Here is a 14477-nt window from a genome sequence, read left to right on the forward strand (position 1 = left end):
CAACCCTGACCGTCGATTAAGGTCCCCAAGTTGTAGTTAAGTGGGAAAGGAAGTGAAGATCCCAAAACAACCAGGATGTTGGCTTAGAAGCAGCCATCATTTAAAGAAAGCGTAACAGCTCACTGGTCTAAATAAGGGTCTTTGCGCCGAAAATGTAACGGGGCTAAAACTACACACCGAAATCGCGGGTTTACACATTAGTGTAAGCGGTAGCAGAGCGTTCTGTAAGTCTGTGAAGGGAGACCCGTGAGGGCTCCTGGAGATATCAGAAGTGCGAATGTTGACATGAGTAACGATAAAGGGAGTGAGAGACTCCCTCGCCGAAAGTCCAAGGGTTCCTGCTTAAAGTTAATCTGAGCAGGGTTAGTCGGCCCCTAAGGCGAGGCCGAAAGGCGTAGTCGATGGGAAACAGGTTAATATTCCTGTACTTGGAGGTAGTGACGGATCACGTGTATCGTCAATTCTTATCGGATTGAGTTGGCGGTGAAGTGGTTCCAGGAAATAGCTCCTCCATTATAAACCGTACCCCAAACCGACACAGGTGGACAGGTAGAGTATACCAAGGCGCTTGAGAGAACTATGTTGAAGGAACTCGGCAAATTGCACGCGTAACTTCGGAAGAAGCGTGACCCTTATTTACGCAAGTAGATGAGGGTGGCACAGACCAGGGGGTAGCGACTGTTTATCAAAAACACAGGGCTCTGCGAAGCCGTAAGGCGACGTATAGGGTCTGACGCCTGCCCGGTGCTGGAAGGTTAAGAGGAGGAGTGCAAGCTCTGAATTGAAGCCCCAGTAAACGGCGGCCGTAACTATAACGGTCCTAAGGTAGCGAAATTCCTTGTCGGGTAAGTTCCGACCTGCACGAATGGCGTAACGACTTCCCCGCTGTCTCCAACATAGACTCAGTGAAATTGAATTCCCCGTGAAGATGCGGGGTTCCTGCGGTTAGACGGAAAGACCCCGTGCACCTTTACTATAGCTTCACACTGGTATTCGCCAAGACATGTGTAGGATAGGTGGTAGACTTTGAAGCGTGGGCGCCAGCTCACGTGGAGTCATCCTTGAAATACCACCCTTATCTTCGTGGATATCTAACCGCGGTCCGTTATCCGGATCCGGGACAGTGTGTGGTGGGTAGTTTGACTGGGGCGGTCGCCTCCTAAAGAGTAACGGAGGCGCGCGATGGTGGGCTCAGAACGGTCGGAAATCGTTCGTCGAGTGCAATGGCATAAGCCCGCCTGACTGCGAGACTGACAAGTCGAGCAGAGACGAAAGTCGGTCATAGTGATCCGGTGGTCCCGAGTGGAAGGGCCATCGCTCAACGGATAAAAGGTACGCCGGGGATAACAGGCTGATGACCCCCAAGAGTCCATATCGACGGGGTTGTTTGGCACCTCGATGTCGACTCATCGCATCCTGGGGCTGGAGCAGGTCCCAAGGGTATGGCTGTTCGCCATTTAAAGCGGTACGTGAGTTGGGTTCAGAACGTCGTGAGACAGTTCGGTCCCTATCTGCCGTGGGTGTAGGAATATTGATAGGATCTGTCCCTAGTACGAGAGGACCGGGATGGACACACCACTGGTGGACCTGTTGTTGCGCCAGCAGCATTGCAGGGTAGCTATGTGTGGAATGGATAACCGCTGAAGGCATCTAAGCGGGAAACCAGCCTAAAAACGAGTATTCCCTGAGAGTCGTGGAAGACCACCACGTTGATAGGATGGGTGTGGAAGTACCGTAAGGTATGAAGCTTACCATTACTAATAGCTCGATCGACTTCATCATTCTCATTGCTTGTATTCACGTTTGTGAAAACAACAAATTACTTCGAAAAGACATCTAACGATGTATAAGCATTCTAGCTTCGCTAGAATGCTAACCAGCTTCTTACATATTGTCCTTTGCTGACCTGGTGGTTATGGCGGGGTCGCTGCACCCGTTCCCATTCCGAACACGGCCGTGAAATGCCCCAGCGCCGATGGTACTTTGTCTTAAGGCACGGGAGAGTAGGTCGCTGCCAGGTCTGCAAAGGACAATATGTGTTCTCATTACAATATAAACATTACATTTAAGGCCGCTTACCTCACTTATGGTGTAAGGTCAGCGGCTTTTTTGTATGTTCAACTTTGATTAGCAAAGATGAACACCATCATCAGTTCTTTATTGGTGATGTACTGACGCGGCCCTCTAAAGTATTTGCTTGCAGGTATCTTTAAAATTAGGGCCAAGGTCGAAGACCTCTCTCGTTGATTTTGTTTCACAAAATGCAACTGGCGAGGCAGCGTCAAAAGCTTCGCTTTTAACGCGGGATGGAGCAGCCCGGTAGCTCGTCAGGCTCATAACCTGAAGGTCGCAGGTTCAAATCCTGCTCCCGCAACCAAAATAAACCGTCAGGCACATCGTCTGGCGGTTTTTTTATGACCTGATTTTACAGCCAGTGCAGCGCAATGGTGCTCAAAAGAAATCTCAGCGCTAAACAAGATAGTGAAATCAATTACAAAATTATGCTTCAAACGATTATATATTGAATTCACGGCAAACTACGCCTTCAAAGGGCTTGCACTCTTAATACTATCGTTGATTATCTGTTTGGTTTTCTGGAATTTGGTACAATACCATTATGCAGAATACATCAAAGCTGTTTAAGCTTCGAAACATAGAGCGGCGGACGACTTTATTTCCGCCAAGTATTAACGAGAGAGAATATATATGACCGTCATTGGTGCTCCCAAAGAGACTTTCGCTGGAGAAAACCGCGTCGCGATGACGCCGCAATCAGCGCTAGATCTCCAAAAGCTCGGGTATGAGTGCATTATAGAGAAGGGTGCAGGCATTGCTGCCGGCTTTTCTGATAATGCTTATAAGGATGCTGGCGTAAAAATTGCTGCTACGGCTGCTGCTCTTTGGAAAGAAGCAGATGTTGTTGCGAAAGTGCGTGCGCCATCGACTGCCGAGGTGAAAAAATTCAGAGCGGATCAAACCGTTATTAGTTTTGTTAATCCGGCTGCATCTGAGAAATTGTTAGAGGCATCTAAAAATGCCGGAAGCACGCTTATTGCCATTGATATGGTGCCGCGTATTTCGCGCGCCCAGAAAATGGATGCACTTTCATCCATGGCAAATATTGCCGGATATCGCGCTGTCATCGAGGCGGGCAATAATTTTGGCCGCTTCTTTACTGGACAAGTAACGGCGGCTGGTAAAGTGCCACCGGCGAAAGTTCTGGTTATTGGTGCAGGTGTTGCTGGTCTTGCAGCGATTGGAACATCAACGTCGCTCGGTGCCATTACTTATGCATTTGATGTGCGACCGGAAGTTGCGGAACAAATTGAATCAATGGGCGCAGAATTTGTGTTCCTTGATTTTGAAGAGTCTAGCCAAGATAGTTCTGCAACAGGTGGTTATGCGGCACCTTCATCACCGGAGTTTCGTGAAAAACAACTCGAAAAGTTCCGTGAATTAGCACCCGATATTGATATTGTAATCTGTACAGCGTTGATCCCGAACCGCGAAGCGCCAGAGCTTTGGACTGCGGATATGGTTGCGGCCATGAAGCCTGGTTCTGTGATTATTGATCTTGCTGCTGAAAAAGGCGGCAATTGTAAGCTGACGCAAATGGACGAAAAGATTGTTACCGACAACGGTGTTACGATTGTTGGCTACACTGATTTTCCAAGCCGTATGGCAACGCAATCATCGACACTTTATGCCAACAACATCCGTCACATGATGACTGATCTGACACCGGACAAAGACGGTGTCATCAATCACAATATGGAAGATGATGTTATTCGTGGTTCAACGGTGACATATAAGGGCGAGATTACCTATCCGCCGCCACCGCCAAAGATTGCAGCCATTGCTGCTGCGCCTAAGAAGGAGAAAGCCAAAGAGCTTACGCCTGCAGAGAAAAAGGCACAGGAAATTGCAAATTTTAAGGCCGCAACCAAACAACAGGTTACGCTTTTGGCTGTTGGCGGCGCGATCATGCTGCTCATCGGCATGTTTGCTCCGGCTAGCTTCATGCAGCACTTTATCGTGTTTGCACTTGCGTGTTTCGTCGGGTTCCAAGTCATTTGGAATGTGTCGCATGCGTTGCACACGCCTTTGATGGCGGTAACGAACGCTATTTCAGGCATCGTTATTATCGGGGCGTTGTTACAAATCGGGTCGGGTAGCTGGCTCGTTGTAATACTCAGCTTCATTTCGGTGCTTATCGCGTCAATTAATATCGTTGGTGGTTTTCTGGTTACACGCCGGATGCTTGCCATGTTCCAAAAATCTTAAGGGGGGCTGAAACATGTTTTCTATTGGTGTTTCATCAGCCGCCTACATCGCGGCATCTGTTCTATTTATTCTATCACTGGGCGGCCTGAGCAATCAGGAAAGCGCCAAACGTGCTGTCTGGTACGGTATTGCCGGTATGGCAATTGCTGTTATTGCGACAGTGTTTGGACCGGGCGTCTATAATGTTTTCCTCATTCTGATCGCAATCGCGGCGGGTGGTTTTGCCGGTTATTACGTGGCTGGCAAAGTACAAATGACGGAGATGCCGCAACTTGTGGCAGCGCTTCACTCATTTGTGGGCCTTGCAGCCGTGTTCATTGGTTTGAATGCAGATATTGAACTTTCATCTGTGCATGATCTTATTGCCGCTGGCGGTAATCAGGATTTGTTGACTGGCTTTGGTAAAAAGCTGGCGGCGAAAGATGCGGTTGAAATCGCTATTCTTAAAGTCGAAGTGTTTCTTGGTATTTTCATTGGTGCGGTAACATTTACCGGTTCTGTGATTGCGTTCGGTAAACTTGCTGGCAAAGTTGACGGTAAGCCGAAGCAATTGCCGGGCGGTCATATGCTCAACCTTGCATGTCTAATTGCTGCACTGATCCTCGGCATCATGTACTTCAATGGCGCCGGTGTCTGGACAATGGTTCTTGTAACCTTGATTGCAGGCTTTATCGGTTGGCATTTGATCTTGGGTATTGGCGGCGCGGATATGCCTGTTGTGGTGTCCATGCTCAACTCCTATTCAGGTTGGGCAGCAGCGGCGATCGGCTTCACGCTTGGCAATGACTTGCTGATTGTTGTCGGTGCTCTTGTGGGCTCTTCTGGTGCTATCCTGTCCTACATCATGTGTAAGGCGATGAACCGCAAATTCGTTTCGGTGATCCTTGGCGGATTTGGTGGTGCATCAGGACCGCAAATGGCCGTTGAAGGCGAACAAATCGCGATTGATGCAGACGGCGTTGCTGCGGCTCTTGATGATGCGGACAGCGTTATCATCATTCCGGGCTACGGCATGGCGGTTGCACAGGCACAGCAGTCTGTATCTGAACTCACCAAGCGTTTGCGTGCTAAAGGCAAGAATGTTCGTTTCGCGATCCATCCAGTTGCAGGGCGTTTGCCAGGCCACATGAACGTTTTGTTGGCAGAAGCAAAAGTGCCATATGACATCGTTTTGGAAATGGATGAAATCAACGACGATTTCCCTGAAACAGATGTGGCGATTGTTATTGGTTCAAACGATATCGTAAACCCTGCGGCGCAGGACGATCCAAACTCTCCAATCGCAGGCATGCCAGTTCTTGAGTGCTGGAAAGCCAAGCAAGTCTTCGTATCCAAGCGCGGACAGGGAACGGGTTACTCGGGTATCGAAAACCCGCTGTTCTTTAAAGACAATACGCGCATGTTCTATGGTGATGCGAAAGCGTCGCTTGATCTGTTGCTACAAAAGATCAGCTAAGCTCAATATAACAAATAAAAAGGCGGCAGAGATGCCGCCTTTTTTGTATCTAGTTTTTGAACAGGACGTTTAGCGCTGCGCTGTTTCCCAATTAGGATTTATCCACGGCTCGGCATTGGATGCGGGCAGTAAATCTTTTCCCAAAATATGGTCGGCGGCTTTCTCGCCTGTCATGATGGATGGGCCGTTTAAATTACCATTTGTGATTTGCGGAAAGATCGAGCTATCGGCAACACGCAGACGGTCAACGCCGATGACTTTGGTGTCTTTGTCGACGACGGCCATCGGATCGTTCGCACTGCCCATCTTGCATGATCCGCAAGGGTGATAAGCGCTCTCAACATGTTCTTTGATGAAGCCATTAAGCTCATCATCGGATTGCAGCGCGCTACCCGGTTGAATTTCATGTTTGACGAAAGGCTTGAAGGCATCCTGCGCGAAGATTTCACGTGTTAAGCGAATACAATTGCGGAAGTCTTCCCAGTCTTTTTCATGCGCCATGTAGTTAAACAGGATTTTTGGTGCTTCACGCGGATCATTCGAACGCAATGTAATTTCGCCGCGGCTTGGCGAGCGCATCGGGCCAACATGAGCCTGAAAACCATGACCTTCAGCGGGTGCTTTACCATCATAGCGAATTGCCATTGGCAGGAAGTGATATTGAATGTCAGGATATTTAATGCCTGCTTTTGATCGCACAAAGGCAGCGCTTTCAAATTGATTGGATGCGCCAAGACCTGTTTTTGTAAACAACCATTGCGCACCGATCAGCGCCTTGGAAAGAATGTTCCAATGTTTATAAAGTGTGATCGGTTGGCTTGATGCCATTTGAAGGTATAGCTCCAAATGGTCTTGCAGGTTTTGTCCTACGCCAGCGCGGTCGGAAACGACATCAATTCCATGTTCTGCCAAATGCGCTGCGGGGCCAATGCCAGACAGCATGAGAAGTTTGGGCGAATTGATAGAGCTGGCGGCAATGATGACTTCACGGTTTGCTGTGATTATTTCAGTGTTGCCACCGCGCGAAACTTGAACGCCTTTGGCTTCGCCATCTTTGATAATTATTTTCTCAGCGAAGGCGTTAATCACCTCACATTTATAGCGCTTGATCGCAGGCCTTAGATAAGCATTGGCACCAGACCAGCGGCGGCCTTTATAGACCGTCTGCTCCATTGGGCCAAAGCCTTCTTGCTGGCGGCCATTATAATCATCTGTCAGCGCATAGCCTGCCTGTTTGCCTGCATCGACAAAGGCTTGAAATAATGGGTTTTCGCGCGGGCCGCGTGTGACATGCAGCGGGCCGGACTTGCCGCGCCATTCAGCATCGCCGCCATGCCCGCCGCTATCCCAGCTTTCCATGCGTTTGTAATAGGGCAGCACATTTGCATAGGACCAGCTGTCTGCTCCCATGTCTGACCATGTGTTGAAATCTTCTGCGTGTCCGCGCACATAAACCATGCCATTGATGGAGGACGAGCCGCCAATAACTTTACCGCGCGGCGTTGCCAGGCGGCGACCACCTAAATGCGGTTCTGGTTCAGATTGGAATCCCCAATCATAGCGCGACATCCCCATGGGATATGACAGCGCCGCTGGCATTTGAATGAACGGCCCGATATCTGTGCCGCCATGCTCGATGACGAGTACAGAGGCACCGGATTCAGAAAGGCGGTAGGCTAGGGCGCAACCAGCAGACCCTGCGCCGACGATAACATAATCAGCTTGCATTAGAATTGGCTCTCCATGTGGCCCATTTCAACATAGACGGTTTTTAGCTGGCTATAATGTTCAACAGCCGCTTTTGAGTTTTCACGCCCCACACCGGAGGACTTGACGCCGCCGAACGGGATTTCGACAGGTGTTAAATTATACGCATTAATCCAGCAGGAACCGGCTTCCAGCTGGCCGATAACACGGTGCGCGCGGGTGAGGTCATTGGTGAAAATTCCCGCCGCCAAGCCAAATTCAGTATCATTGGCACGGGCGATAACTTCATCATCGCTTTCAAAATCAAGAACGCACATAACTGGTCCAAAAATCTCTTCGCGGGCGATTGCCATATCGTCTTTTACGTCGGCAAAGATTGTTGGCTCAAAGTAAAAGCCGTCACGCTCAATGCGCTTGCCGCCATAGACAAGCGTTGCGCCTTCTTCGAGGCCTTTGGCAACATAGCGCTCTGCAATTTCCATCTGGTTTTTAGAAACCATAGGGCCGAAATTTGTTGTCTCATCCATCGGATCGCCAATGATGGCTGTTTGCGTGCGCTCTTTAAGACGTGCAAGGAATTTCTCCTTGATCGATTTATGAACAAATACGCGTGTGCCGTTTGAGCAGATTTGACCGGAAGAATAGAAGTTTCCAAGGATAGCGCCGCTGATTGCGTCTTCAATATTGGCATCATCAAACACGATGAGGGGGGATTTTCCGCCAAGTTCCATCGTTACATGTTTGATCTGGCTTGCTGCGGCCGCATAGACTTTTTTGCCCGTTGGTACGGAGCCTGTAAGCGACACTTTATCAACGCGCGGATCATTGACGAGGCTTGCGCCGACATCGCCCAAACCTTGTATCACATTGAAAAGCCCTGCTGGAGCACCAGCTTCCATGTATGTTTCTGCGATTTTAAGCGCGCAAAGCGGCGTCATTTCCGATGGTTTAAAAATCATTGCGTTGCCACATGCAAGCGCCGGTGCTGACTTCCAACAAGCGATCTGGGTTGGGTAATTCCATGCGCCGATGCCGACACAAACACCGAGCGGTTCACGCACCGTATAGGCAAAGCTTTGGCCAAGCGGAATGTGATCGCCTGTCAGAGTTCCGGCAAGTCCGCCGAAATATTCGATGCTGTCTGCGCCTGATGTTGCATCGGCTACCAGCGTTTCTTGTAGCGGTTTGCCAGTGTCGTATGTTTCCAGAACAGATAATTCATGATTGCGCGCGCGGATAATATCGGCAGCTTTGCGCAACACCCGTCCACGCTCGGTGCCGCTCATCGCTGCCCAGATTTTTTGCGCTGCTTGCGCTGCTTTTATCGCTTGGTCGATAATGGCAGGTGTTGCCGAATAGACCGTTGCGATCGTTTCACCCGTTGCCGGATAGATGACATTGATTGGTGTGCCATCTTTATCTTCGACATAGGCGCCGTCAATGAAGTGGCTGGCTGTTGGTTTCGTGTTCATTATTTACCTCTTGGGAAGTGTTGGTTTTCTTCCAGCATGTTCAAAGCATTATCAACATGCGTGGTGACAAGTTTGACGCAGAAATTTCCATCTGCTTTCTCATCACGCAGCGCTTGGCGGATATAAAGACCGTCAATCAGCGCTGCGATAGAATGAGCAAGTTCAAGCGATTCTGCGCCCGCAAATGGGCGTAAATTATAGGTTAAATTAGAGATCAAACGTTTTTGATAAATACGCAAAAGACGCTGCGCATTTTGCGAGTTTTGAGCCTGAACATAGAAGCTTAGCCAAGCGCTAACGATCTCTGGCCGGAAGTTTTGCGGGGAAAAACACGCTTTTATGATCGCCTGAATGCGCTCTCGCGGTGTGTCAGCCATCATTAATGCGCCGCGTACTTCAGCGCCGAAAACCGTCAAAATATGACGCATGGCGGCAAGAAATATCTGTTCTTTGCTGCCAAAGTAATGATGGGCTAACGCACTGGAAACGCCCGCTTTTTTTGCAATTTGACTGACCGTTACATCCAGTGAGCCTGCACGTCCGATTTCATAAATTGTCGCTTCCACTAATGCGCTTCTGCGCATAGGCTCTATTCCAACTTTTGGCATTTTTAACCTCTTGACGTTGCCATTAGATAAAAAATGTTTTTAATTGACTCGTCAATCAATAATAATTTGAATGATTTCAAAAGGGAGATACCGATGCAAAAGAAACTAATTACGACAGCGTTCGCATTGCTGATGTCAGCGGGCGTTGCTTCAGCGCAGTGCGATGCTGTGACTTTCTCCGATGTTGGTTGGACCGATATTACGGCCACAACAGCGGCGACAACAGTTGTGCTTGATGCGCTTGGCTATGAAACCGATATTAAAGTGCTGTCTGTGCCGGTCACATATGCATCAATGAAAGAAGGCGATATCGATGTCTTCCTTGGCAATTGGATGCCAACAATGGAAGGCGACATTGCTGCTTACCGTGAAGATGGTTCTGTTGATATTGTGCGCACGAACCTTGAAGGCGCAAAATATACGCTGGCAACAAATGCTGCGGGTACGGCGCTCGGCATTAAAACATTTGCTGATATTGCTAAGCACAAAGATGCGCTTGAAGGCAAAATCTACGGCATCGAGCCTGGCAATGACGGCAACCGTCTTATCCAAGACATGATCGAAAAAGGTGCTTTTGAGCTTGCTGGTTTCAAAGTTGCTGAAAGTTCAGAGCAAGGCATGTTGGCGCAGGTTGAACGCGCATCGAAAAAAGATGAACCGATTGTGTTCCTTGGCTGGGAGCCGCATCCAATGAATGCTAATTTCGAGATGGGTTATCTTGAGGGCGGCGATGATTTCTTTGGACCGAACTTTGGCGGTGCAACAGTGCATACAAACACACGTGCAGGCTATGTTGCCGAGTGTCCCAATGTTGGCAAGTTGCTTCAAAATCTAGAGTTCACGCTTGCCATGGAAAACGAAATCATGGGCGCTATTTTGAACGATGGTGAAGAAGCAAGCGATGCAGCAACTGCTTGGCTAAAAGCAAATCCATCAGCGCTTGATGGATGGCTTGAGGGTGTAACAACCAAAGATGGCGGCGATGCTATGGCTGCGGTTAAAACATCACTCGGTCTTTAATCTAAATATATCTCCCCGCGGCTGCCTGCCGCGGGGATTCACAAACATCATTCATTATTTTCAGGTGGACATATGGATTGGCTAACAGAGACCAAAATTCCCGTTGGTAAAACGGCGAAAACTATTTTCGAGTGGTTGCAAGAAAATGGAGAGTGGTTCTTTGATGGGCTGGATGTCGCGCTTGAAAATATGATTGTTGCGATCTTGTGGGTGTTTCAGACGCCGCATCCATTTGTTGTTATCGCTATCGTCACGGCGCTGACATGGTATTTGCAACGCAGCTGGAAGATCTGCCTGTTTGTTATTCTTGGCTTTTTATTCATTCTCAATCAGGGTTATTGGGAAGAAACAACCGAAAGCCTAACGCTTGTTTTATCGGCCTGTGTTGTTTGTATGGCAGTGGGCGTGCCAATTGGCATTGCCACAGCGCACCGGCCAAGGCTGTTTTCTGCGATGCGGCCTGTACTTGATTTAATGCAGACTTTGCCAACCTTCGTGTATCTTATTCCGGCGATTGTGTTTTTCGGCATCGGTATGGTGCCGGGCTTGATCGCGACCGTGATATTTGTTGTGCCTGCACCGATCAGATTAACCCATCTTGGCATTAGCACGACACCAAAGCCGCTATTGGAAGCGGCCCAAGCCTTTGGCGCAACGCCAAGCCAGACGCTTTGGAAAGTCGAAATGCCTTACGCCCTGCCGCAAATTATGGCGGGTTTAAACCAGACAATTATGTTGTCCCTATCGATGGTTGTTATCGCTGCCCTTGTTGGTGCCGATGGGCTGGGTGTGCCGGTTGTGCGAGCGCTTAACCAAGTGAACACGGCACTTGGCTTTGAGAGCGGGATTATAATCGTTGTTGTTGCTATTATGCTGGACCGGATTTTGCGGGTGGAACGATCATGACAAACGCTGTTGAATTTAAAAACGTCTCCATCGTATTTGGTGACAACCCTCAATCGGCACTGCCTTTTATGGATGAGAATAAAACTCGTTCGGAAGTGCAAACCGAATCCGGCCAGATTTTAGGCGTGCATAATTGTTCGCTTGAAGTCGCTCAAGGTGAAATTCTTGTGCTTATGGGATTGTCCGGTTCTGGTAAGTCAACGCTGTTGAGAGCGGTTAATGGGCTTAATCCGGTGGTGCGCGGTAGTGTGGCTATTCATGATGGAGATTGGAGCGCTGATGTAACCAATGCTTCACCTGAGGATTTGCGCCGTGTGCGCCGCGAATGTGTGGCAATGGTGTTCCAGCAATTTGGCCTGCTGCCTTGGCGCAGTGTGCGCGAAAATGTTGGCTTGGGACTTGAGCTTGCAGGCATGGCGAAACCCGAGCGCAACGAGCAGATTGAACGGCAGCTTGCGATGGTTGGCCTTGCTGAATGGGCTGACAAAAAAGTATCAGAACTTTCTGGCGGTATGCAGCAACGCGTTGGTCTTGCGCGTGCCTTTGCAACAGAAGCGCCTGTTTTATTGATGGACGAGCCGTTTTCCGCGCTTGATCCATTGATCCGTAATCGCCTGCAGGATGAGCTCATCGAGCTTCAACAAAATTTGAAGCGCACAATTATCTTTGTGAGCCATGATTTGGATGAGGCATTTAAACTTGGTGATCGCATTGCGATTATGGAGGGCGGGCGCATCGTGCAAATCGGTACGCCGCGCGATATTTTCTCTAATCCAGTGAATGAATATGTTGCAGATTTTGTGGCCCATATGAACCCGCTTGGTGTGCTCACTGCGCGCGATGTGATGGAGCCTCTCAATGGCACTATGCCAACCGAAAATGTCGGCGCGAACGAGCTTATTCAAAATGTAATGGAGATTGCTGCGAGTTCGAATAATGCGCTTGGTGTTGAAGAAAACGGCAAGATTATTGGGCGGATAACCAAGTCTGGCATTCTGGAACGCTTGTCAGGTGTAAATACTGCAGACCAATAAATCATAAGTTTTCATTGCACTTTTTTGGTGTCGCGCTAGGTACAATTAAGATTTTAGTTCCTGATGGAGAAAATTGTGCCAAAACCGATTCGTAAAGCTGTATTTCCTGTCGCTGGTTTAGGAACGCGGTTTCTACCCGCGACAAAAGCTGTTCCGAAGGAGATGCTCACAGTTGTTGACCGTCCGGTCATTCAATACGCTGCTGATGAAGCGCGTGCAGCGGGTATTGAAACACTGATCTTTGTGACAGGACGCAATAAAGGGGTCATCGAAGACCACTTTGATATGGCGTTTGAATTGCAAACAACGCTCAAGGATCGCAACAAAGGCGATACGCTAGAGCAGCTCATCAAAGAATTGCCAGATGCTGGTCAGGCTGTGTTTACACGCCAACAGGCACCGCTGGGTCTTGGTCATGCGGTTTGGTGTGCACGTGATATTGTTGGCGATGATCCGTTTGCGGTTCTTTTGCCAGATATGTTGATGACCGGAGAGCCGGGCGCTCTCAAGCAGATGGTTGACGTCTACAATGAGACAGGCGGCAATATCGTTTCGCTTTCTGAATGTGACCCAGAAGAAGCGCATAATTACGGTATCGTTTCAAAAGGCGAAGATTTCGGCGGCCATTTTGAAATCAATGGTATGGTGGAGAAACCTAAACCAGGTACTGCGCCATCAAATTATTATATCAATGGTCGCTATATTCTGGATGGCTCGATTATGAAGCTGCTTGGCACGCAGGCAGCTGGTGCTGGCGGTGAAATTCAGCTTACGGACTCTATGCTCCAGCTCATGGAGACGCAAAAGTTTTACGGTACGCCTTTTAAGGGTGAAGCCTTTGACTGTGGTTCTAAGCTTGGCTTTCTAGAGGCTAATATTGCACTCGGGTTACGTAACAAAGAACTTGGCAATGATCTGCGTTTGAAACTTGCGAAGCGGCTTGGCGACCGCCGTGGAAGCGTTCGCGGTTAAGCGTTGTCTTGCTTTTTTGAAGCACGAAGCTTTTTGACTGTATCATCGCCGATGTGACGCTTGCCGCGCTTTGCTGCAAGCTCACTTTGTTTTTGCCGCTCTGCAAAGCGCTGACGGTCTTCGTCGGTGTATTGATCATAGCAGTTATGGCAAGAAATGCCGGCGATGAATTTGTCAGACCGCAAGTCCTCTGGTGAAAGCGGGTGGCGGCAGGCGCGGCATAATTTATGATCGCCAAGTTCAAGCCCATGCTTTACCGCGACGCGTTCATCAAAGACAAAACACTCGCCATCCCAAGTGCTTTCCTCTTGCGGAACATTTTCAAGATATTTTAAAATACCGCCCTTGAGATGAAATACATCATCATAGCCAAGCGACTTTACATAGGCGGTTGATTTTTCGCAGCGAATACCGCCGGTACAGAACATGGCGATTTTTTTGCCTTTAAGCAGATTTTCATTGCGCTTTACCCAATCAGGGAACTCGCGAAATGCGTCTGTTTCAGGGTTGATAGCATTTTTGAATGTGCCGACTTTAATCTCGTAATCGTTGCGCGTGTCGATGACGACCGTATCTGGGTCATCAATCAGATCATTCCAGTCTTCTGGTTCAACATAAGTGCCCACGATCTTTGTTGGATCGGTCTCAGGCACGCCCATAGCAACGATTTCTTTTTTAAGGCGAACCTTGAGCCGGTAAAATGGCAGCTTGTCGGCGAAGCTTTCTTTATGCTCCAATTCGGCAAATTCGGGCTGTGAGCGGATGTAAGACAATATGCTGTCTATGCCTTCGCGTGTGCCAGCGATGGTGCCGTTAATACCTTCGGAGGCCAACAACAATGTGCCAACAATGCCGTTTGCTTCACATATTTGCGTCAAAGGCGCTTGCAGTTCTGCGAAGCGTTCAAAACGTGCAAAATGATAAAGTGCGGCGACGACGATGTGTGGTGTTTCATTCATAACGGCTCTTTAGCCTGTGTTTTAAAATGAGTGAATAGGCTTTTTTGTCTCAATTTATC

Annotated in this window: 10 protein-coding genes, 1 tRNA gene and 2 rRNA genes; 9 read left to right on the forward strand and 4 right to left on the reverse strand. The window is 48.8% G+C overall.

Annotated elements, in window-relative coordinates; translation table 11 throughout:
- The 5 genes from N530_RS0109325 to N530_RS0109345 form a co-directional block, all read left to right on the forward strand.
- Nucleotides 1-1782 (forward strand): 23S ribosomal RNA (locus N530_RS0109325); the annotation flags it as partial.
- A 123-nt stretch (nt 1783-1905) separates the two neighbouring features.
- Nucleotides 1906-2020: ribosomal RNA gene (gene rrf / locus N530_RS0109330) — 5S ribosomal RNA — on the forward strand.
- 280 nt (nt 2021-2300) lie between these two features.
- A tRNA-Met gene (locus N530_RS0109335) sits at nt 2301-2377 on the forward strand.
- 329 nt (nt 2378-2706) lie between these two features.
- A complete protein-coding gene (locus N530_RS0109340) occupies nt 2707-4284 on the forward strand; it encodes a Re/Si-specific NAD(P)(+) transhydrogenase subunit alpha (RefSeq protein ID WP_026480486.1) in 1578 nt (525 codons plus the stop codon).
- Nucleotides 4285-4297: 13 nt separating this feature from the next.
- A complete protein-coding gene (locus N530_RS0109345; protein ID WP_026480487.1) occupies nt 4298-5740 on the forward strand; it encodes an NAD(P)(+) transhydrogenase (Re/Si-specific) subunit beta in 1443 nt (480 codons plus the stop codon).
- Between the two features lie 69 nt (nt 5741-5809).
- Here the strand turns inward: N530_RS0109345 and betA are convergent, their stop codons facing one another.
- From betA to betI, 3 genes are read right to left on the reverse strand one after another with little or no spacing between them, the layout of a single operon-like run.
- Nucleotides 5810-7468, reverse strand: a complete 1659-nt coding sequence (gene betA / locus N530_RS0109350) for a choline dehydrogenase (RefSeq protein WP_026480488.1) — start codon at nt 7466-7468, stop codon at nt 5810-5812.
- On the reverse strand, nt 7468-8919 hold the full coding sequence (betB, locus tag N530_RS0109355) for a betaine-aldehyde dehydrogenase (RefSeq protein ID WP_026480489.1): 1452 nt from the start codon (nt 8917-8919) through the stop codon (nt 7468-7470). Before betB ends, betA begins: the two co-directional genes overlap by 1 nt.
- Nucleotides 8919-9527, reverse strand: coding sequence for a transcriptional regulator BetI (betI, locus tag N530_RS17780; protein ID WP_051540868.1), 609 nt, complete (start codon nt 9525-9527; stop codon nt 8919-8921). The genes betB and betI overlap by 1 nt, the downstream gene beginning before the upstream one ends.
- 132 nt (nt 9528-9659) lie before the next feature.
- Between betI and N530_RS0109365 the strand changes: the two genes are divergently transcribed.
- The 4 genes from N530_RS0109365 (at nt 9660) to N530_RS0109380 (ending at nt 13459) form a co-directional block, all read left to right on the forward strand.
- Nucleotides 9660-10547, forward strand: coding sequence for a choline ABC transporter substrate-binding protein (locus tag N530_RS0109365; protein WP_247869187.1), 888 nt, complete (start codon nt 9660-9662; stop codon nt 10545-10547).
- A gap of 72 nt (nt 10548-10619) precedes the next feature.
- Nucleotides 10620-11453: a choline ABC transporter permease subunit gene (gene choW, locus N530_RS0109370; protein WP_026480492.1), complete on the forward strand. Its 834-nt coding sequence runs from the start codon at nt 10620-10622 to the stop codon at nt 11451-11453.
- Nucleotides 11450-12487 carry a choline ABC transporter ATP-binding protein gene (gene choV, locus N530_RS0109375; RefSeq protein ID WP_026480493.1) on the forward strand — a complete coding sequence of 346 codons (1038 nt, stop codon included), beginning with the start codon at nt 11450-11452 and terminating at the stop codon, nt 12485-12487. Before choW ends, choV begins: the two co-directional genes overlap by 4 nt.
- Nucleotides 12488-12562: 75 nt before the next feature.
- Complete coding sequence (locus N530_RS0109380; RefSeq protein ID WP_155851959.1) at nt 12563-13459, forward strand: UTP--glucose-1-phosphate uridylyltransferase; 897 nt, start codon at nt 12563-12565, stop codon at nt 13457-13459.
- Here N530_RS0109380 and N530_RS17785 read toward each other — a convergent pair.
- Nucleotides 13456-14418: a rhodanese-related sulfurtransferase gene (locus N530_RS17785; RefSeq protein ID WP_035266826.1), complete on the reverse strand. Its 963-nt coding sequence runs from the start codon at nt 14416-14418 to the stop codon at nt 13456-13458. The genes N530_RS0109380 and N530_RS17785 overlap by 4 nt on opposite strands.
- Nucleotides 14419-14477 lie beyond the last annotated feature (59 nt).

The organism is Ahrensia sp. 13_GOM-1096m, assembly GCF_000620605.1.
GTDB lineage: Bacteria > Pseudomonadota > Alphaproteobacteria > Rhizobiales > Rhizobiaceae > Ahrensia > Ahrensia kielensis.

Bases quoted from the DNA above. Each gene is read 5' to 3' on its own strand.
- choW (WP_026480492.1), top strand. From the start codon at position 10,620: ATGGATTGGCTAACAGAGACCAAAATTCCCGTTGGTAAAACGGCGAAA.
- N530_RS0109365 (WP_247869187.1), top strand. From the start codon at position 9,660: ATGTCAGCGGGCGTTGCTTCAGCGCAGTGCGATGCTGTGACTTTCTCC.
- N530_RS17785 (WP_035266826.1), bottom strand. From the start codon at position 14,418: ATGAATGAAACACCACACATCGTCGTCGCCGCACTTTATCATTTTGCA.
- betB (WP_026480489.1), bottom strand. From the start codon at position 8,919: ATGAACACGAAACCAACAGCCAGCCACTTCATTGACGGCGCCTATGTC.
- betI (WP_051540868.1), bottom strand. From the start codon at position 9,527: ATGCCAAAAGTTGGAATAGAGCCTATGCGCAGAAGCGCATTAGTGGAA.
- choV (WP_026480493.1), top strand. From the start codon at position 11,450: ATGACAAACGCTGTTGAATTTAAAAACGTCTCCATCGTATTTGGTGAC.
- N530_RS0109340 (WP_026480486.1), top strand. From the start codon at position 2,707: ATGACCGTCATTGGTGCTCCCAAAGAGACTTTCGCTGGAGAAAACCGC.
- N530_RS0109345 (WP_026480487.1), top strand. From the start codon at position 4,298: ATGTTTTCTATTGGTGTTTCATCAGCCGCCTACATCGCGGCATCTGTT.
- betA (WP_026480488.1), bottom strand. From the start codon at position 7,468: ATGCAAGCTGATTATGTTATCGTCGGCGCAGGGTCTGCTGGTTGCGCC.